Raw genomic sequence first — 18,606 nt, 5'->3', positions numbered from 1 at the left:
CGGTGGAGGGTGTGAAATGTCCGAGAAGATTTACGACGTGCCGGCCGAGTGGTCGAAGCGCGCCTGGGTTGACCAGGCGAAATACAGCGAGATGTACGCACGCTCGATCTCGGACCCCGACGGCTTCTGGGCCGAGCAGGCCAAGAGGCTGGACTGGATGAAGGCCCCCCACAAGATCGGGAACTGGTCGTTCGAGCCGGGCAATATCTCCATCAAATGGTTCGAGGACGGCGTGCTCAACGTCGCCGCCAACTGCGTCGACCGTCACCTCCATAAGCGCGCCAACCAGACCGCCATCATCTGGGAGGGTGACGATCCCTCGCAGTCCAAGCACATCACCTACAAGGAACTGCATGACGAAGTGTGCCGGATGGCCAACATCCTGCGCACGCGTAATGTCAAGAAGGGCGACCGCGTCACCATCTACCTGCCGATGATTCCGGAAGCCGCCTATGCGATGCTCGCCTGCGCCCGGATCGGCGCCATCCATTCGGTGGTATTCGCCGGCTTCTCGCCGGACAGCCTCGCCCAGCGCATCAACGACTGCAAATCCAAGGTGATCATCACGGCGGACGAAGGCCTGCGCGGCGGCAAGAAGGTGCCGCTGAAGGCCAATGTCGATGCGGCGCTCTCCAAGGTCGACGGCGTCGACTGGGTCGTCGTGGTCAAGCGCACCGGCGGCAAGATCGACATGAAGCCGTCGCGCGACCTCTGGTACCACGAGGCGGCGGCGATGGTGACCACCGAATGCCCGATGGAGCACATGCACGCGGAAGACCCGCTGTTTATCCTCTATACGTCGGGCTCGACCGGCCAGCCCAAGGGCGTGCTGCACACCACCGGCGGCTATCTCCTGTTCGCCTCTATGACGCATCAATACGTCTTCGACTATCACGACGGCGACATCTACTGGTGTACCGCCGATGTCGGCTGGGTCACCGGCCACAGCTACATTCTCTACGGGCCGCTCGCCAATGGCGCGACTACGCTGATGTTCGAAGGCGTGCCGAACTATCCCGACAATTCGCGCTTCTGGAACGTCATCGACAAGCACAAGGTCAACACCTTCTACACTGCGCCGACCGCAATCCGGGCGCTGATGCAGGCGGGCGACGAGCCAGTCACGAAGACCTCGCGCAAATCGCTGCGGCTGCTCGGCAGCGTCGGCGAGCCGATCAATCCGGAGGCGTGGGAATGGTATCACCGCGTGGTCGGCGACGAGCGCTGCCCGATCGTCGACACCTGGTGGCAGACCGAGACGGGCGGCATTCTGATCACGCCGCTGCCCGGCGCGACCAAATTGAAGCCCGGCTCGGCGACGCAGCCCTTCTTCGGGGTGGTGCCCGAGATCGTCGATGCCGACGGCAAGACGCTGGACGGCGAGGCCACGGGCAATCTCTGCATCACCCGTTCGTGGCCGGGTCAGATGCGCACCGTCTATGGCGATCACGCCCGCTTCGAACAGACTTACTTCTCGACCTACAAGGGCAAGTATTTCACCGGCGACGGCTGCCGGCGCGATGCCGATGGCTATTACTGGATCACCGGCCGCGTCGACGACGTCATCAATGTCTCCGGCCATCGCATGGGCACGGCGGAAGTCGAGAGCGCGCTGGTGGCGCACGCGAAAGTGTCCGAGGCCGCGGTGGTCGGCTATCCCCACGACATCAAGGGTCAGGGCATCTATGCCTATGTGACGCTGATGGCGGGCACCGAGCCTTCAGAGGATTTGCGCAAGGAACTGGTGACCTGGGTGCGCAAGGAGATCGGCCCGATCGCGTCTCCCGACCAGATCCAGTTCGCGCCCGGCCTGCCCAAAACCCGTTCCGGCAAGATCATGCGCCGCATCCTGCGCAAGATCGCCGAGGACGAGCCCGGTAGCCTCGGCGACACCTCCACCCTGGCCGATCCCGCCGTGGTCGACGACCTCGTCAAGAACCGCCAGAACCGGCGGCCCGCGTAGCGGACATTTTCGAAATTCCGGGGCGCGCGGACAGCGAGCGAGCCCGGAATCCGGAGGTTATGGTGCGAGATCCCGGGTTCGTCGCTGCGCGACGCCCCGGAGGGATCGAATTCGTTCCGGTCACGCGATCGTCAGACGCGACCCGGCGGCAATCTTCAGGCAAGCATTGTTTCCGAGTCATTTACTTTAATTGTAACATTCCCCTTCCGCCCCCCAGTCGAATGCACCGACACCACCCGCTTGGAAACCATCCAGTCAACGCACGCGGTTAAGAATGTGTCGGCAAGCGGCGTTTGCCGTCGTCGCGTGGATTTTGAAGCCCCGGTCGGGCGCTTGATGCGAAAGCGGAGAGAAAGTCGATGTCGAAGGGTATTGCGGTGGCGTTGGCTGCCACCATCGGGGTTGGGGCTCTCATGACCACGGCGGCGCAGGCGTCGCCCGAAATGGTGGCTATCCACAATCAATATTCGCCGGGAACCGTCGTGGTGAAGACCAACGAGCGCCGGCTATACTTCATTCTCGATGCCGACCACGCCATGCGTTATCCGGTCGGCGTCGGCAAGTCAGGCAAGCAATGGGCGGGCACCACTCAGATCGATGGCAAGTACCGCAACCCAGCCTGGTCGCCGCCCGCGGAAGTGAAGCACGACAAGCCCAACATGCCGGACGTCATTCCGGGCGGCGCACCGAACAATCCGATGGGAGTTGCGGCGATGACGCTTGCCGGCGGTGAATATGCAATTCACGGCACCAACAGGCCGAACTCGGTCGGCGGCTTCGTCTCCTATGGCTGCATCCGCATGCTCAATACCGACATCACCGACCTCTATCAGCGGGTCTCGGTTGGAACCACTGTGGTCGTGACTCACTGATCCCAAGCTCGCCAAGGCGCAGATTTACCGACAGTCGGCGTAAGGCTGCCCGTCAGCCCCGACCGCTCGTCAAGAAACACCAGCGGCACGCGCCGGTGATGCGGATCAACAGCAGGACAGGGTGCACACGAGACTCGACCATTCGTACACCCAGAATTATCCGCGGAGCACCGACGACGTCGTCGTCACCGCACCGCGCCTGGTTGCCGCCTCGTCCGATTTGGTTGCCACGGTGGTGACTCCCGTCGCGTAAGACAGGCTATCCGTTCGCGACGTCGCGAGATCCTCGCGCACGCCGCGCAACGCAATCCAGTGATCGATCTTGATCTGGTCCTGCAGTTGGATTCCGACCTGATCGAGTTGCTGATGGTTGCTGGTCGTCAGCGGCAGCGGGACCACAGCAAGACTACCGCTGAGCGTGCTGGTAAGCGCCGCGCGTAAAGTTGGTCGAACCATGAATCTCAAGACGAGCTCAAAAATCCGAGGCGATGCCCTTGCTTTCCCAATCACCATAACGCGTCGGCTCCGGTCCCTTCGGGCCCTGGAATTCCTTCGGAAGCGGTTTCGCGGCGGCAGCCGCCTGCCGGCGCGCCTCGGCCTCCGCAAGCGCGCGTTGGGCGGCGGGCGTCAGCGGCTTGCGTGCAGATTCAGCCGTGTGCGATTGCGATGGATCGTCGGTCATCGGCTTGCTCTATAGCTCAACTTTGTTTGAGCGTGATCTTCCCGTAAAACCGCTATACACTTTTCCGGATGGTACTCCAGCTTCATATGTGGGAGACCGCCGCAGAGCTGCCAAGACGCGGAAGGCAATTCTTACAATTGGCATATTCGCGTGGCAGAGGTATTGCGTCTCAATGGCATGCGCCGAAGCTTTGCGGGGCTACCCTTTTACTCTGATTGACGTTCCAGCATGCCTCAACGAATAGCGACGCCGTCCGAAGTGCCTGGTCTTGCGGCGCGACGGATCGCAGCCGACATACTGGACGGCGTGTTGCACAAGCACCGCACGCTCGACGACCAGCTTGACGGCTCAGGCGCTCATCCTGGATTGAAGACGCTGCCCGATCGCGACCGCGCGCTGATGCGGCGGCTGGTCGCAACCATTCTGCGCAGGCTCGGAACGCTCGGCCACGTGCTGTCGCGCCTGCTCGATCGCGGCATGCCGACCGACGCGCCGCGTGCGCAGAGCGCGCTTCTGATCGGTGCCGCGCAGATTCTCTGGATGGACGTGCCGGATCACGCGGCCGTGGACCTGTCGGTGCGGCTGGTGCAGTCGGATCGACGCGCGGCGAAATATGCCGGCCTCGTCAACGCCGTGTTGCGCCGTTGTGCACGCGAGGGCGAAGGCCTGGTCGCGGAGGTGAAGGGCGAGATGCTCGATCTGCCGCCCTGGCTCACCAAGCGTTGGATCGCCCACTATGGCGAGGCCATCGCACGCGAGATGGCGGCAGCGATCGGCCACGAGCCTTCGCTCGACATCACCGTCAAAGCGGACTCCACGCAATGGGCGAACCGGCTGCATGGTATGACATTGCCGACCGGCTCGGTGCGCACGCTGCTGCAGGGTTCCGTGCCCATGCTGCCCGGCTTTGCCGAGGGGCAATGGTGGGTGCAGGATGCAGCCGCGGCTTTGCCCGCGAGGCTGCTTGGCGACGTTGCCGGCAAGACCATCCTTGATCTCTGCGCCGCGCCCGGCGGCAAGACGGCGCAGCTTGCGCTTGCCGGCGCAGAAGTGACCGCGATCGACCGCTCGCCGGCGCGGATGGCGCGGCTGCGCGACAATCTCAACCGGCTTTCGTTGCAGGCCGAAGCCATCGTCGCCGATGCCTGCGAATGGCAGAGCACGAATCCGGACGGCTTCGACGGCATCCTGCTCGATGCACCCTGCACATCGACCGGCACCATCCGCCGCCATCCTGATGTCGCCTGGCTGCGCGAGGAAACCGACATCGCCCAGCTCGTTGGCCTGCAGAAGCGCCTGTTGCAGAAGGCCGTGAGCCTGCTCAAGCCCGGCGGCAAGCTCGTCTATTGCACGTGTTCCCTCGAGCCCGAGGAAGGCGAGGCGGCCATCGCGAGCCTGCTTGCCGCAGAGCCTGGCCTGCGCCGCCTGCCGATCGGGCCTGCAGAGCTCGGCGAGCTGGCCGAACTCATCGGCCGCGAGGGCGATTTGCGGACCTTGCCCAGCCACCTGCCCCATGCCGACCCGCGCTTTGCCGGGCTTGACGGATTTTACGCGGCGCGCTTGGTGCGTTGACGGGCAGGCATAACAGATGGATGGTAGGACCCGTCCATTCGTCTTAAATCCTGATTTTGCACCGGATTTTGCACGCCGCGCCTGATTCGTACGCTTTCAAGAGGATGTTAAAGCTGCGTTTCCGGATTAAAAGGATTCGCGTAGAGCTATCCCCCAATCCAAGGCCAAGCGTGTCGGCAGGTCAACGCAGACGCATTTCGACCCTGATCATGGGCCGTTTCGCGCGGAACCTGGTGGCCCGCGCCAGCGGCGGATCGGTCGCGCTGTCGCGGGTGTTGCCTGGGCGGGCTGACCGGCTGATTATTGCGCCGCACGACCTGCGCACGGCCGATGCCACTCGCGCCGCCGAGATTTATGCCGGCCGCTTCGTCTTCGCCGGCAAGATCGTGACCTGCCACGGCCGCTCGATCTTCGATCTCGAGCCGCCGTCGGAGGACTGGGAGGTGTCGCTGCTCGGCTTCGGCTGGCTCCGGCACCTGCGCGCCGCCGACACCGCGCTGACCCGCGCCAACGCACGTGCGCTGGTCGACGACTGGATTTCCAACCAGTCGTGGAAGCGCCCGATCGGGCGGCGAGCCGACGTGCTGTCGCGCCGACTGATCTCGCTGCTATCACAGGCCCCGTTGGTACTCAGCGACACCGACGGCAAGTTCTACCGGCGCTATTTGCGCGGGCTGACCCGCGAGATCCGCCAGCTGCGCCATGCGATGCTCGACATGCCCGATGGCGTGCCGCGGCTGCAGGTGATGATTGCGCTGTGCTATGCCTCGCTGTGCCTTGCCAACCAGGCGCGGCAGATCAAAAACGCCAGCAAGCGACTGTCCGACGAATTGCAGCGCCAGATCCTGCCTGACGGCGGTCACGTCTCGCGCAACCCCGGCGCGCTGATCGAGCTTCTGATCGACCTGTTGCCGCTGCGGCAGACCTTTGCCGCACGCAACATTCCGCCGCCGCCGGCACTTCTCAATGCGATCGACCGCATGATGCCGATGCTGCGCTTCTTCCGCCATGGCGACGGCTCGACCGCGCTGTTCAACGGCATGAGCGGCACGCCGTCCGATCTGTTGGCAACCTTGCTTGCCTATGACGACACCCATGGCACGCCAATGGCGAGCATGCCGCATACCGGCTTTCAGCGGCTGGATGCCGCCACCACCACCCTGATCATGGATACCGGCGCGCCGCCGCCAGCCAGCGTCAGCCATGAGGCCCATGCCGGCGGCCTGTCGTTCGAATTGTCCTCGGGCCAGAGCCGCATCATTATCAACTGCGGGATGCCCTCGACCGGGCGCGACAATTGGCGCAGCTTCGCGCGCTCCACCGCGGCGCATTCGACACTGACCTATCACGATACGTCATCGTGCCAATTCGTCGAGATGTCGGCGATGAAGCGCTTCCTGCACGGTGCGCCGGTGACCCGCGGCCCTGCGCATGTGGAGAGTACCCGCGAGACGGTGGCCAATGGCGTGCTGCTCACCACCTCTCATGACGGCTATGTGCCGCGCTTCGGCGTCGTGCATCGGCGCGTGGTCCTGCTCGCCCATGACGGCTCCCGCATCGACGGCGAGGACTCGGTGTCGCCAGCCGCGGGCTCGCGCATCAAGGGAACCGGCACCGACTATGCGCTGCGCTTCCATCTGCATCCTTCGGTGAAAGCGAGCCGGCTCTCCGATGCACGGGGGGTGATGCTGGTGTTGCCCAATCGCGACGTCTGGATCTTCGAGGCGTTCGACGACAAGGTCGACCTTGAAGACAGCGTATTCCTGGCCGGCACTGACGGTCCCCGCCGCACGGCGCAGATCGTGGTCCGGCAGGACTCGCGGCACGCGAGCTCGGTCCGCTGGAGCCTCGTGCGCTCGGCCACCTCGCCCGCCGCGCCCAATGCCCGCCGCAACGGCCGCCGCGAGCCGGAATTGCCGCTATAGTATCGTTCTCGGCCCGCGGGCCAAGCGCTCGACGATGCCCTATCTTTCCGTTGTGAATGCGGCCCAAAGCTGCTACTCAGCCACCGCTCGCGCGACTGGCGACTTTGGATGGAGCACCATCGGGAAGCGCGGGAATTTCAGCCGTGCGCCTGGGCATCAGTACCCCTGAACAGAGGATTTTGCCCATGACCGATCCGACGCGCCGCGTCTCCCGCGCTCTATTGTCCGTTTCCGACAAGACTGGATTGATCGAATTCGCCCGGGCGCTCGCAGCCCATGGCGTCGAGCTGGTCTCGACGGGCGGCACCGCCAAGGCGATCGCAGCCAGCGGGCTCAAGGTCAGGGACGTCTCCGACCTCACCGGCTTTCCCGAGATGATGGACGGGCGGGTGAAGACGCTGCATCCCAAGGTGCATGGCGGGCTGCTCGCGATCCGCGACAATGCCGAGCATGCAGAGGCGATGAAGATGCATGGCATCGCGCCGATCGATCTCCTGGTGGTCAACCTCTATCCGTTCGAAGCCACCGTCACGAAGGGCGCGGATTTCGAGGAGTGCATCGAGAACATCGACATCGGCGGCCCCGCGATGATCCGCGCCGCAGCCAAGAACCACGAGCATGTCGCCGTCGTGGTCGAAGCGGCGGATTACCAGGCGGTGCTGGACGAACTTGCCGCCAATAGCGGCGCGACCACTCTCGCGCTCCGCCGCAAGCTCGCCGCGAAAGCCTATGCGCGCACCGGCGCCTATGACGCCGCGATCTCCAATTGGTTCGCGAACGAGCTGAAGATCGATGCGCCGGATTTTCGCGCCATTGGTGGCCGCCTGATCCAGTCGCTGCGCTATGGCGAAAACCCGCACCAGAATGCTGCCTTCTATGCACTGCCGGAGAAGCGCGCAGGCATCGCGACCGCGCGGCAGCTGCAGGGCAAGGAGCTGTCCTACAACAACATCAACGACACCGATGCGGCCTACGAATGCATCGCCGAGTTCGATCCCAAGCGCACCGCGGCCTGCGTCATCGTCAAGCACGCCAACCCCTGCGGCGTCGCGGAGGGTCCCGATCTCGCGACCGCTTATCGCAAAGCGCTCGCCTGTGACTCGACCTCGGCCTATGGCGGCATCATCGCGCTCAACCGCACGCTGGATGCCGAGACCGCGCGCGCCGTCATCGGGATCTTCACCGAGGTGATCATCGCGCCTGATGCCACCGACGAGGCGATTGCGATCATCGCCGGGCGTCGCAATTTGCGGCTGCTGCTGGCGGGCGGCCTGCCCGATCCGCGCGCGGCGGGGCTGACCGCGAAGACGGTTGCCGGCGGGCTCCTGGTGCAGAGCCGCGACAACGCCGTGATCGACGACATGGTGCTGAAGACCGTGACCAGGCGCGCGCCGACCGAAGCCGAACTGCGCGACCTGAAATTTGCTTTTCGCGTCACCAAGCACGTCAAGTCCAACACCATCGTCTACGCCAAGGACCTCGCCACCGTCGGGATCGGCGCCGGCCAGATGAGCCGCGTCGATTCCGCGCGTATCGCGGCGCGCAAGGCCGAGGATGCGGCGAAGGAGTTGAAGCTCGCCGAACCCCTGACCAAGGGCTCGGTGGTAGCGTCGGATGCGTTCTTCCCCTTCGCCGACGGCATGCTCGCTTGCATCGAGGCTGGCGCTACCGCTGTGATCCAGCCCGGTGGCTCGATCCGCGACGACGAGGTGATCAAGGCCGCCGATGAGCACAAAATCGCCATGGTATTCACCGGCGTGAGGCATTTCCGGCATTAGCCGCACCACGATCGTCGTTCCCGGAATTCGCAAGCGATGAACCCGAAATCTGGAGACGAGGCGCGAAATTTCGGGTTCGCGCTAACACGCGCCCCGGAATGACTGCAAAACACCTATTCTTTGACCTGCGCCAGCAACGCCAATCCCGTCACGAAAAACGCCACCAGCACGGCCATGCCGGCCTTCTGGCTCGCGGTCGCCGCCGTCACGACGCCGATCAACAGGGGGCCAAGAAAAGACGTGACCTTGCCGGTCAACGCGAACAGCCCGAAGAACTGCGCGATGCGGTCTTTTGGCGCGAGCCGAATCAGGAGCGAGCGCGAGGCCGCCTGCAGCGGCGCGCCGGCGGCGCCGATCATGCAGCCGAGCACGAGATAAGCGCGCTCGGCGGCGGAAGCGAACAAGGCTCCGCCTGATACGGGCGGCGCGACCTTGATGAACAGCACGGAATCCTTGTCCACCAGGAGGATGGCGACGATCGCTGTCAGCAGCACGGTCATGCTGCCGGCAATCACCGTCTTCGGTCCGAGATAATCGTCGAGCTTGCCGCCGATCCAGCCGCCAAAGGTGCCGGCAATCGCGAGGATGATGCCGAAAGTGCCGATCTGGATCGTGTTCCAGCCGAAGGTGCCGGCGGCGTAGATGCCGCCGAAGGCAAACAGCGAGACCAGGCCGTCGGTGTAGATCATGTTGGCAAGCAGGAAGGTCGCGAGCGTTCTTCGCTTCGGCAGCTCGAGCAGCGTATGTTTGAGCTCACCCAGGCCTTCGCGCAAGGCAGCGCGCCAAGGATACCGCGGCGGATAATCCGGCGTCAGCACGAACATCGGCAGCACGAAGACAACGAACCATATGCCGGTCAGGGGCCCGGAGATGCGGTCGCCCTGATGGGTGACGGGATCAAGTCCGAACAGCGGCGTCAAGCCGAACAGTGTGCGCCCGGTTTCCGGGTTCGCGGCCATGAAGCCCAGCACGAGGATCAGACTCAAGATGCCGCCGATATAGCCTGTCGCCCAGCCGGTACCGGACAGGCGACCGATTCGGTCCGGCGGCACCAGTGTCGGCATCATCGCGTTGTTGAAGACGGTAGCGAACTCCACGCCCACGGTGGCGATCGAATAGGCCAGAAGCAGCGGCGGAATGAGGTGCGTGTCGCCGGGCGCGCCGAACCACATCAGCGACGAGCCAATCACCAGCATGGCGCCAAAGGCCGCGATCCAGGGTTTGCGGCGGCCGGAAGCGTCGGCGACGGCGCCGAGAACCGGCGAAAGCAGCGCAATCGCGAGGCCGGCAGCCGCGGTGGCAAAGCCCCAAAGCGCCTGTCCGCTGGCCGGATCGGGCGCGACATGGGCCGCGAAATAAGGCGCGAAGACGAAGGTCATGATCAGCGTGAAATAGGGCTGCACCGCCCAATCGAAAAAAATCCAGCCGATGACGGCAGCGCGTGAAGGATAGGTCTTCTCGGCCCCGGTGCTACCGTCCGCCAATGCCGTCACTGCCATCTGGAAAATACCCTTCACGTCTGCCGCAATCCCTATAGCATGGCGGCGGCATCCCCTTGATCCGATCCCGCGGCGAAAGTTTGATGATGGAATTTCCCCTCAGCCGGCGCAGATTCTTCGTCACCTTCGCCCTGCTCGCGATCCTGCTCGGAGCCGCGCCTGCGCAAGCCCAGCGCCGCGCTGCCTACACGCCGCCGGCACCGGACAGCATTCATGCCGTCGCGGCCGAGCATGGCCTCGTGGTTGCGCAGGAGAAGCTCTCTGCCCAGATCGGCGCCGATATCTTGAGGCGCGGCGGCAATGCCGTCGACGCTGCGGTCGCCACCGGCTTTGCCATGGCCGTGACCTATCCGCGCGCCGGCAATATCGGCGGCGGCGGCTTCATGGTGATCCATCTTGCCGCAAGTGGCGAGGATGTCGCGCTCGATTATCGCGAGACCGCGCCGAGTGCGACGACGCCGCAGATCTTCCTCGGCGCCGATGGCAAGCCCGACCCCGCGAAATCGCGCGATTCCGCGCTCGGCATCGGCGTTCCCGGAACCGTCGCGGGTCTTGCGCTGGCGCTGGATAAATACGGCTCCGGGAAATTCAGGCTTGACCAGCTGCTGCAACCGGCGATCGCGCTGGCGCGCGACGGCTTTGTCATCACCGACGACGTCGCCGACACGCTGCCACAATGGTATCGGCGGCTCGCACGCTGGCCTGCCGCGGTGAAGATATTCTCGCGGCCCGATGGCAACTCACTGGGTGAGGGTGACAGGCTGGTGCAGGCCGATCTCGCGATGACGCTGACCGCGATCGCAGCACAGGGGCCGCGCGGTTTCTACGAGGGGCCGGTCGCGGAAAAGCTTGCCAAGGCAGTATGCGATGCCGGCGGCATCATGACGACGGATGACTTGAGTGCCTATCAGCCCGTTATCCGCACGTCGGTGCGCGGCACCTATCGCGGCTACGACATCGTCTCCATGCCGCTGCCGTCCTCGGGCGGCATCGTGCTCCTGGAGTCGCTGAACATCCTCGAGGGCTTTGCGCTCGCCGACATGAAGCAGGGCTCGGCGGCCTCGCTGCATCTCTTGGTCGAGGCGATGAAGCGCGCCTATGCCGATCGCGCCCGCTATCTCGGCGATCCCGCCTTTGTCAACGCGCCGCTCACGACCTTGCTGGACAAGGATTATGCGGCCAGACAGCGTGCCAGCATCGATCCCGATCGCGCGACGCCCGCGGCAAATATCGCCACCGCAATGTCACCGCGTGAAGGCAGCAACACCACCCATTTCTCGGTGGTCGACCAATTTGGCAATGCGGTCGCCAATACCTACACATTGAACTTGAGCTACGGCGTCGGCCTCGTCGCAGAGGGCACCGGCGTATTGCTCAACAACGAGCTCGACGATTTCACCGCCGCGCCGGGCGCCTCGAACGCCTTTGGCCTTGTCGGCTTCGAGGCCAATCTGCCCGGACCCGGCAAACGGCCGCTGTCCTCGATGTCGCCGACCATCGTGCTGAAGGACGGCAAGGTGGTTCTTGTCACGGGATCGCCGGGCGGCAGCCGCATCATCTCTACGGTGCTGCAGGTCATCGTCAACGTGCTCGACTATAAATTGGACGTGGCGCAGGCCGTCGCCGCGCCTCGGCTGCACCATCAATGGCTGCCGGACGACGTCTCGATCGAGCCGGGCTTTTCCGACGAGGTGCTGACGGCGCTGAGGGAGAAAGGGCATCACGTGGTGGGATCGGCGGGTTACTCGTCGGCGAATTCGATCCTGGTGACGCCAACCGGCTTGTTGGGGGCGCCCGATCCGCGCACGCGTGGTGCAGAAGCGGCGGGACATTGAACATCCGGCGGATTTGCCTCCCTGCGGCAGCAGAGTATAACGCCGATCAAAGTCCGGGAGGAAACCAATGACAACGGCCGAACCGTCGCAGCACATCGAGACCGCAGAGATCGAGGACACCAGCCTGGTGGCGTTCTACCGCGACATGGATCTTGCGGAGCGTCGGACCTTTTGGGCCTGTGCCGCGGGCTGGGCGCTCGACGGCATGGACTTCATGATCTATCCGCTCGTGATCGGTACCATCATCACGCTGTGGAAGGTGGACACCGGCATGGCCGGTCTCGCCGGCACCGTGACGCTGCTGTCCTCCGCCGTCGGCGGCTGGCTCGGCGGCTACCTCGCCGACCGCATCGGTCGCGTCAGGACGCTGCAATTCACCATCCTCTGGTTCTCCTTCTTCTCGCTGGTCTGCGCCATCGTGCAGAATTTCGATCAGCTCCTGCTCGCGCGTGCAGTGTTGGGCCTGGGCTTCGGTGGCGAATGGGCGGCCGGCGCGGTGCTCATGGGCGAGGCGATCCGGCCACAATATCGCGGGCGCGCGGTCGGCTCGGTGCAGTCGGGCTGGGCCGTCGGTTGGGGGCTCGCAGTGCTGTCGCAAGCAATCCTGTTCTCAGTTCTGCCGGCGGAGACCGCCTGGCGCTGGATGTTCGCCGTCGGCGCGTTGCCTGCGCTGCTCGTGTTCTATCTCCGTCGGTATGTCACCGAGCCTGAGATTGCGGAGGCGACCCGCGTGAAACAGGCCCAGGCCGGCGACCAGCCGCAGCTCTGGGAGATCTTCTCGGGCCCCATTCTGAAGACCACCATCCTCGCCTCGCTGATGGCAACGGGATGCCAGGGCGGCTATTACGCCATCACCTTCTGGGTGCCGCGGTTTCTCACCACCGAGCGCAAGCTCTCAGTCGTCTCGTCGACCGGCTATCTCTCCGCGCTGATCATCGGCTCCTTCATCGGCTATCTCGTCGGCGCGTGGCTCGCCGACCGCATCGGCCGGCGCAACCTCTTCCTGACCTTCTCGATCGGCGCCATCGCGGTGGTGCTGCTCTACACCCAATTGCCGCTGACCAACGAGGTGCTGTGGATGCTGGGCTTCCCGCTCGGCTTCTTCGCATCAGGCTATTTTTCCGGAATGGGCGCTTTCCTGACCGAGCTCTACCCGACGCGCCTGCGCGGCTCCGGCCAGGGTTTCTGCTACAATTTCGGCCGCGGCATCGGCGCGCTGTTTCCCTTTCTGGTCGGCGCGCTCTCGACGACCACGACGCTCGCCAACGCCATCGCGATCTTCGCGGTGGCTGCCTATGGCGTATTCTTCCTCGCAGCGTTCGCCCTTCCGGAGACGCGCGGCCGGGTGCTGCACGCCGATGCATAACGCGCCGACCGCTGCACCGTCATTCCGGGGCGCTCGCCCATGCGAGCGAACCCGAAATCCAGGGGTGCGAGATTCTCAGGTGCGCAATTGCGCACCATAGTTCGCGCTCACGCGCGCCCCGGAATGACGGGGCCTTACCTTCCCACTTGATACGGCCCGCCCTTTTCCAGCGCGCGTTGATAGGCGGGGCGGCCGTGGATGCGATCGAGAAACGCCATTGCCTTGGGATGACCCTGCTCGAGTCCGCCGCGCGCGGCGGCGGCTTCCAGCGGAAAGCTCATCTGGATGTCGGCGGCCGTAATTTCATTGCCGGCGAACCATTCGCTCTTGGAAAGCTCCGCTTCCCAGAAATCCATGTGCTGCTTGAGCTGCGGATTGACCAGCGTCGTCAGCGCCTGGCTCGACACCTTGCGCACCAGCGGACGCAACAGTGCCGGCGCACGCTTCGGCATCAGCGTGAACAGAAGCTTCAACAGCAGCGGCGGCATTGCCGAGCCTTCCGCATAATGCAGCCAATAGGTATAGCGCAGCCGCTCCGGCGTATTCGGCGGCGGGATCAGCCGGCCGTTGCCGTAGGTTTGGATGAGGTATTCGACGATCGCGCCTGATTCGGCGATGGTGTTGCCGTTGTCGGTGATCACAGGCGACTTGCCGAGCGGATGAATCGCCCGCAGCTCCTTTGGCGCGCGCATATCGGGCTGGCGCTGATAGCGCACGATCTCGTAAGCGACGCCGAGTTCTTCCAGGAGCCAAAGCACCCGCTGCGAGCGCGAGTTGTTGAGATGATGAACCGTCAGCATGGATCGTACCCCGGGGTGATGCGTTGTGCGCCTCTCCCGTAACAGGCCGCCGCTGCATTAGCGATGCGGCGAAGGACGAGCTTCGAAAATTTAAGTCCGGGTAATATTGACTTGCATTATTTTACCCGGATATAAATGACGGGCAATCCGCCGGGAGAGAGACCGCTCATGACCGATCGTTTTACCGCCTTTGAGGGACCACGCCGGCTGGCGGCAGGCCCACTGGCCGATGTCGCGCTTGCGGTCAAGCGGGCGGAGCAGCAGCAGGCCGCCGAGCCGATCCTGATTTTCAGCGATGCGACGGGGCGCGCGATCGATCTCGACCTGCGCGGCGAGGCGCACGCCGTGCTCGCTCGACTGGCCAAACCCGCGCCGGCAGACGACACAACCGAAACATCAACGCAAAGCGAGCCGCGCGGCCGCGGCCGGCCAAAGCTCGGCGTCGTCGCGCGCGAGGTGACGTTGTTGCCCCGGCATTGGGAATGGCTCAATGCCCAGCCGGGCGGCGCCTCGGTCGCGCTGCGCAAGTTGGTCGAGCAGGCGCGCCGTGCCAACGGCGCTGCGGAACGCCAGCGCGCTGCGCGTGACGCGGCCTATCACTTCATGTCGGCGATGGCTGGCAACCTGCCCGACTTCGAGGAAGCCTCGCGCGCGCTGTTCGCCGACGACCGCCGCAACTTCACGCGCCTGATCGCGCCCTGGCCTGCCGACATTCGCGATCACGTCGTCAAACTCGCCTATGCGGATTGCGCCGAGTAGCCGGCGGAACTTCCGACAGCACCAAATCTGCCGACAACGTTTGCGCATTGCGCGAAGAGCTGCCACGCCGCTCAACAGGTCAACCCATGTCGAATACCCAGTCCTTGCGAAAGCCCTTCTTGATGTTCTTGGCGCCGATGATGCTGAGCAACATCCTGCAAGCGCTGTTCGGCACCATCAACAGCGTCTATCTCGGCCAGATGATCGGCGTGCACGCACTCGCCGCCGTCTCGGTGTTCTTCCCGATGATGTTCCTGCTCGTCGCTTTTGTTGTGGGCTTGGGCTCGGGCGCGAGCGTCCTAGTCGGGCAGGCATGGGGCGCGGCCGAACCCGCCAAGGTGAAGGCGGTAGCCGGCACGACCTTGACGGTGGCGCTGCTGCTTGCCGGCATCATTGCCATCTTCGGCGGCCTGTTCAGCCGGCAGCTGCTTGCGGCGCTCGCCACGCCGCCTGACGTCCTCGATGCGGCGAGCGTCTATGCGCGGATCATGATGATCACCATGCCCTTGACCTTCACCTTCATCCTGATGAGCTCATTGATGCGCGGCGTCGGCGACACCTTGACGCCGCTGCTGGCGCTGGCGGTGTCCACCGTGATCGGCCTGGCCGTCACGCCGACGCTGATTCGCGGCTGGTTCGGTCTGCCGCAGCTCGGCGTTGCCAGCGCGGCCTGCGCCTCTGCGGTGTCGAGCTTCGTCACCCTGGCATGGCTCAACATCCATCTGCGCCGGCGCGGCCATGCGCTCGCCTTCGATGCCGCGTTCCTGCGATCCATGCGGCTCGACGGCGCGCTGCTGAAAACCGTGCTGCGGCTCGGAATCCCCGCGGCGATCGGCATGATCGTGATGTCGCTGGCCGAGCTCGTACTGCTGCACCTTGTCAACAGCTTCGGCTCCAACGCCACCGCAGCTTACGGCGCCGTCAACCAGGTCATCAGCTATGTGCAATTCCCTGCGCTTTCCATCGCGATCTCGGTCTCGATCTTCGGGGCGCAGGCGATCGGGCGCGGCAATGCGGCCCAGATCGGGGCCATCGTTCGCACCGGGCTCGAAATGAACATCGTGCTGACGGGCGCACTGATCGCGATCGTCTACATCTTCTCGCGCGTGCTGATGGGCTTCTTCATCACCGATGCCGCAGTGCTGGAACTCGCCCAGAGCTTGCTGCATATCGTGCTCTGGAGCCTCGTGATGTTTGGCATGTCCACGGTTTTTTCCGGGGCCATGCGCGCCAGCGGCACGGTGTGGATGCCGCTCCTGATCTCGATCTTCGCGATTCTCGCCATCGAGGTGCCGTCTGCGCTCGTGCTCAGCCGCGTCATGGGAATCGAGGGCATCTGGATCGCCTATCCCATCACCTTCTGCGCCATGTTCGTGCTGCAGATGGCCTATTACGGGCTGGTCTGGCGCAAGCGCGCGATCAAGCGCCTGATCTGACCGGGCTGCGCTCACATGTCACAATATTATAACCATCATAGATAGGGCGGATGCATGCCGCGTCTGCACCAAATGCGGCATAATAGGGGGTGAACGGTAGACGGCAACACGCTAGGCTGTCCGCTGTCAAATTGTCTAGGGAAGAGGAAGCAGCTTCATGCGGGTTCTCGTGGTCGGTGCCGGCGCCATCGGCGGATATTTTGGCGGCAGGATGCTGCAGGCCGGCCGCGACATTACCTTTCTGGTACGGCCGCGCCGTGCCGGAGAATTGGCTTCGGCCGGCCTTGTGATCAAGAGCCCGAACGGCGATGCGACGCTGAAGAGCCCGCCGACCGTTCAGGCCGATACGATCAAGAACACGTTCGACGTCGTGCTGCTGAGCTGCAAGGCCTATGACCTCGCCGACGCGATCAAGTCGTTCGCGCCCGCGGTCGGGCCGCAGACCTCGATCGTCCCGCTCCTGAACGGCATGCTGCATCTCGACATCCTCGATCAGGAGTTCAGCCGCGAGCGCGTGCTCGGGGGCCTCTGCGCCATCGCGGCGACGCTGAACGAGAAGCGCGAGGTGGTGCAGCTGACGCCGATGCAGTCGCTGACCTTCGGCGAGCGCGACGGGAACATGAGCGAGCGCGTCCGCGCGATCGCCGAGGTGATCAAGAGCGGCGATTTCAACGGCACGGCCAGCGAGAACGTCATGCACGACATGTGGGAGAAGTGGGTGTTCCTGTGCTCGCTCGCGGCCTCGACCAGCCTGATGCGTGCTTCGCTGGGCAACATCCTGGCTGCGCCGGGCGGCAAGGATTTCGTGCTCGGCATTCTCGACGAGTGCAAGTCGGTCGCATCGGCCGAAGGCTATTCGCCCCGCGCGCCCTTCATGGAGCGGACGCTTGCGATGCTGACCGCAGAAGGCTCGCCCCTGACGGCGTCGATGTTCCGCGACATCAAGGCCGGCCTGCCGGTGGAGGCTGATCATGTGGTCGGCGACCTGATCGCACGCGGCGATGCCGCCAAGGTGCCGGTTCCGCGGCTCCGCGTCGCCTATACCCATCTGAAGGCCTATGAGCGCCAGCGTGCCGGCGGCTAGGCCGGCTTGATAGAATCATGCTCTCGCCGTGAGCTTTTGGAGGAATATCTTTCAAGACCAGGCGTCGGCGTCACGCCCGCCGGACGCTCCTGCTTTCCAAGAAGCTCCGGCGCCATAAAGCTGGCGAACATGTGAGGGCCGATTTGCATTCTTGGGTAGCAATGACGCGGGCCTTCCGCTATCTGCCGGGACAAGAATCGGATTACGCCTAACGGACGTCGCGCGTGGAGCCCTCAGACATTCTGGAAATGCCCGCGACCGGGTGGGACAAGCGGATTGCTGCCGACCTAACCGCGGAAATGGAGCGACATCTTTCGGAAAAGGTCGCGACAATCCCCGAAATGCGCCGCATCCTTGCGGTCAAAGGCTATAACGAGTTGCGGGAAGCCGTGGAACGCGCGATCGCCGGCAAGACCGGCACCGATGCGCTGCGTGCCATGATGCTCGCGATGCGACGTTATGCGCTGGACCGCCCGGGTATGTCGGCGGCCACCTTCCGCACGCCGGAAACCGACAGCCCGGAGTGGCGCGCCGCCTATATGGAGCTCGGCGCCGTCGTGTTTGGCGTGTTCGGCCAGCTCGGCGTCCGCGGCGAGCAGGCCCAACATGCGCTGCGAATCCTTCGCGCCATCGTCCGCGGCTTCGTGCTCCACGAAATGGCCTCGTCCTTCCTCGAACCGCTCGGCCACGACCAGAGCTACGAGCTCGCCATCAAGGTTTTCAACGATGGACTTTCAGCCCTGCGCAAGTAAGGCGTGAGACTGGCCTGAAGCGCGATGAGATTTGGTTGAATAGTCATCGCGCTTCAGGTCTTTGATTGAGCATGATCTTTTCGGAAAACCGCTACACACTTTTCCGGATCATGCTTTTAGGCCTCAATAGGCCTTGCGGGGCAGGAAGGCCGGAATATCCAGGGCGTTTTCGTCGGCCAAGCTGCGCGCGGCAGACGTGTGCCCGTATGGACGGGGGCTCTGCGGAGCAGCATGGCGCGCGTGTTGCGAAGCCGGTATTGGCGATCGCCCTTCAACTTGGTGG

General features: G+C 64.2%; 15 protein-coding genes and 1 riboswitch. Of the genes, 11 read left to right on the top strand and 4 right to left on the bottom strand.

Annotated elements, in window-relative coordinates:
• Positions 1-16: 16 nt before the first annotated feature.
• Positions 17-1,963, top strand: coding sequence for an acetate--CoA ligase (gene acs, locus A3AI_RS0107750; protein WP_024515040.1), 1,947 nt, complete (start codon positions 17-19; stop codon positions 1,961-1,963).
• 359 nt (positions 1,964-2,322) lie between these two features.
• The gene (locus tag A3AI_RS0107745; RefSeq protein WP_024515039.1) at positions 2,323-2,835 is read left to right on the top strand and encodes a L,D-transpeptidase; all 513 of its coding nucleotides are present in this window, start codon (positions 2,323-2,325) and stop codon (positions 2,833-2,835) included.
• 156 nt (positions 2,836-2,991) lie between these two features.
• On the opposite strand, the gene A3AI_RS0107740 is transcribed toward A3AI_RS0107745, so the two are convergent.
• Together A3AI_RS0107740 and A3AI_RS0107735 are read right to left on the bottom strand one after the other, a co-directional pair.
• Positions 2,992-3,291 (bottom strand): hypothetical protein, encoded by a 300-nt coding sequence (locus A3AI_RS0107740; RefSeq protein ID WP_156927673.1) that lies wholly within the window; start codon positions 3,289-3,291, stop codon positions 2,992-2,994.
• A 16-nt stretch (positions 3,292-3,307) separates the two neighbouring features.
• Complete coding sequence (locus A3AI_RS0107735) at positions 3,308-3,517, bottom strand: DUF1674 domain-containing protein (RefSeq protein ID WP_024515037.1); 210 nt, start codon at positions 3,515-3,517, stop codon at positions 3,308-3,310.
• A 228-nt stretch (positions 3,518-3,745) separates the two neighbouring features.
• Here A3AI_RS0107735 and A3AI_RS0107730 point away from each other — a divergent pair, with 228 nt between their 5' ends.
• From A3AI_RS0107730 to purH, 3 genes are all read left to right on the top strand, one after another.
• Entirely contained in the window at positions 3,746-5,089 is a 1,344-nt protein-coding gene (locus A3AI_RS0107730; RefSeq protein ID WP_024515036.1) for an RsmB/NOP family class I SAM-dependent RNA methyltransferase, read from the top strand.
• Positions 5,090-5,298: 209 nt separating this feature from the next.
• The gene (locus A3AI_RS0107725) at positions 5,299-7,014 is read left to right on the top strand and encodes a heparinase II/III family protein (RefSeq protein ID WP_024515035.1); all 1,716 of its coding nucleotides are present in this window, start codon (positions 5,299-5,301) and stop codon (positions 7,012-7,014) included.
• An 81-nt stretch (positions 7,015-7,095) separates the two neighbouring features.
• A riboswitch (ZMP/ZTP riboswitch) is annotated at positions 7,096-7,176 on the top strand.
• A 23-nt stretch (positions 7,177-7,199) separates the two neighbouring features.
• Complete coding sequence (gene purH, locus A3AI_RS0107720) at positions 7,200-8,792, top strand: bifunctional phosphoribosylaminoimidazolecarboxamide formyltransferase/IMP cyclohydrolase (RefSeq protein ID WP_024515034.1); 1,593 nt, start codon at positions 7,200-7,202, stop codon at positions 8,790-8,792.
• Positions 8,793-8,905: 113 nt separating this feature from the next.
• On the opposite strand, the gene A3AI_RS0107715 is transcribed toward purH, so the two are convergent.
• On the bottom strand, positions 8,906-10,291 hold the full coding sequence (locus A3AI_RS0107715; RefSeq protein ID WP_024515033.1) for an MFS transporter: 1,386 nt from the start codon (positions 10,289-10,291) through the stop codon (positions 8,906-8,908).
• Positions 10,292-10,377: 86 nt separating this feature from the next.
• On the opposite strand from A3AI_RS0107715, the gene ggt reads away from it, so the two are divergent.
• Entirely contained in the window at positions 10,378-12,126 is a 1,749-nt protein-coding gene (gene ggt, locus A3AI_RS0107710) for a gamma-glutamyltransferase (protein ID WP_502685736.1), read from the top strand.
• 67 nt (positions 12,127-12,193) lie between these two features.
• Positions 12,194-13,492: an MFS transporter gene (locus A3AI_RS0107705; RefSeq protein WP_024515031.1), complete on the top strand. Its 1,299-nt coding sequence runs from the start codon at positions 12,194-12,196 to the stop codon at positions 13,490-13,492.
• A 134-nt stretch (positions 13,493-13,626) separates the two neighbouring features.
• Here the strand turns inward: A3AI_RS0107705 and A3AI_RS0107700 are convergent, their stop codons facing one another.
• Positions 13,627-14,292: a glutathione S-transferase family protein gene (locus A3AI_RS0107700; protein WP_024515030.1), complete on the bottom strand. Its 666-nt coding sequence runs from the start codon at positions 14,290-14,292 to the stop codon at positions 13,627-13,629.
• Positions 14,293-14,460: 168 nt separating this feature from the next.
• Between A3AI_RS0107700 and A3AI_RS0107695 the strand changes: the two genes are divergently transcribed.
• From A3AI_RS0107695 to A3AI_RS0107680, 4 genes are all read left to right on the top strand, one after another.
• Positions 14,461-15,051, top strand: a complete 591-nt coding sequence (locus A3AI_RS0107695; RefSeq protein ID WP_024515029.1) for a DUF2239 family protein — start codon at positions 14,461-14,463, stop codon at positions 15,049-15,051.
• 86 nt (positions 15,052-15,137) lie between these two features.
• Positions 15,138-16,487, top strand: coding sequence for an MATE family efflux transporter (locus A3AI_RS0107690; RefSeq protein ID WP_024515028.1), 1,350 nt, complete (start codon positions 15,138-15,140; stop codon positions 16,485-16,487).
• 157 nt (positions 16,488-16,644) lie between these two features.
• Entirely contained in the window at positions 16,645-17,571 is a 927-nt protein-coding gene (panE, locus tag A3AI_RS0107685; RefSeq protein ID WP_024515027.1) for a 2-dehydropantoate 2-reductase, read from the top strand.
• A gap of 224 nt (positions 17,572-17,795) precedes the next feature.
• On the top strand, positions 17,796-18,323 hold the full coding sequence (locus A3AI_RS0107680) for a TetR-like C-terminal domain-containing protein (protein WP_024515026.1): 528 nt from the start codon (positions 17,796-17,798) through the stop codon (positions 18,321-18,323).
• The last annotated feature ends 283 nt before the right edge of the window (positions 18,324-18,606 follow it).

Source organism: Bradyrhizobium sp. Tv2a-2 (assembly GCF_000472425.1).
Lineage (GTDB): Bacteria > Pseudomonadota > Alphaproteobacteria > Rhizobiales > Xanthobacteraceae > Bradyrhizobium.
This window is presented reverse-complemented; position numbering and strand designations above follow the sequence as displayed.

Bases quoted from the DNA above. Each gene is read 5' to 3' on its own strand.
- acs (WP_024515040.1), top strand. From the start codon at position 17: ATGTCCGAGAAGATTTACGACGTGCCGGCCGAGTGGTCGAAGCGCGCC.
- A3AI_RS0107745 (WP_024515039.1), top strand. From the start codon at position 2,323: ATGTCGAAGGGTATTGCGGTGGCGTTGGCTGCCACCATCGGGGTTGGG.
- A3AI_RS0107740 (WP_156927673.1), bottom strand. From the start codon at position 3,291: ATGGTTCGACCAACTTTACGCGCGGCGCTTACCAGCACGCTCAGCGGT.
- A3AI_RS0107735 (WP_024515037.1), bottom strand. From the start codon at position 3,517: ATGACCGACGATCCATCGCAATCGCACACGGCTGAATCTGCACGCAAG.
- A3AI_RS0107730 (WP_024515036.1), top strand. From the start codon at position 3,746: ATGCCTCAACGAATAGCGACGCCGTCCGAAGTGCCTGGTCTTGCGGCG.
- A3AI_RS0107725 (WP_024515035.1), top strand. From the start codon at position 5,299: ATGGGCCGTTTCGCGCGGAACCTGGTGGCCCGCGCCAGCGGCGGATCG.
- purH (WP_024515034.1), top strand. From the start codon at position 7,200: ATGACCGATCCGACGCGCCGCGTCTCCCGCGCTCTATTGTCCGTTTCC.
- A3AI_RS0107715 (WP_024515033.1), bottom strand. From the start codon at position 10,291: ATGGCAGTGACGGCATTGGCGGACGGTAGCACCGGGGCCGAGAAGACC.
- ggt (WP_502685736.1), top strand. From the start codon at position 10,378: ATGGAATTTCCCCTCAGCCGGCGCAGATTCTTCGTCACCTTCGCCCTG.
- A3AI_RS0107705 (WP_024515031.1), top strand. From the start codon at position 12,194: ATGACAACGGCCGAACCGTCGCAGCACATCGAGACCGCAGAGATCGAG.
- A3AI_RS0107700 (WP_024515030.1), bottom strand. From the start codon at position 14,292: ATGCTGACGGTTCATCATCTCAACAACTCGCGCTCGCAGCGGGTGCTT.
- A3AI_RS0107695 (WP_024515029.1), top strand. From the start codon at position 14,461: ATGACCGATCGTTTTACCGCCTTTGAGGGACCACGCCGGCTGGCGGCA.
- A3AI_RS0107690 (WP_024515028.1), top strand. From the start codon at position 15,138: ATGTCGAATACCCAGTCCTTGCGAAAGCCCTTCTTGATGTTCTTGGCG.
- panE (WP_024515027.1), top strand. From the start codon at position 16,645: ATGCGGGTTCTCGTGGTCGGTGCCGGCGCCATCGGCGGATATTTTGGC.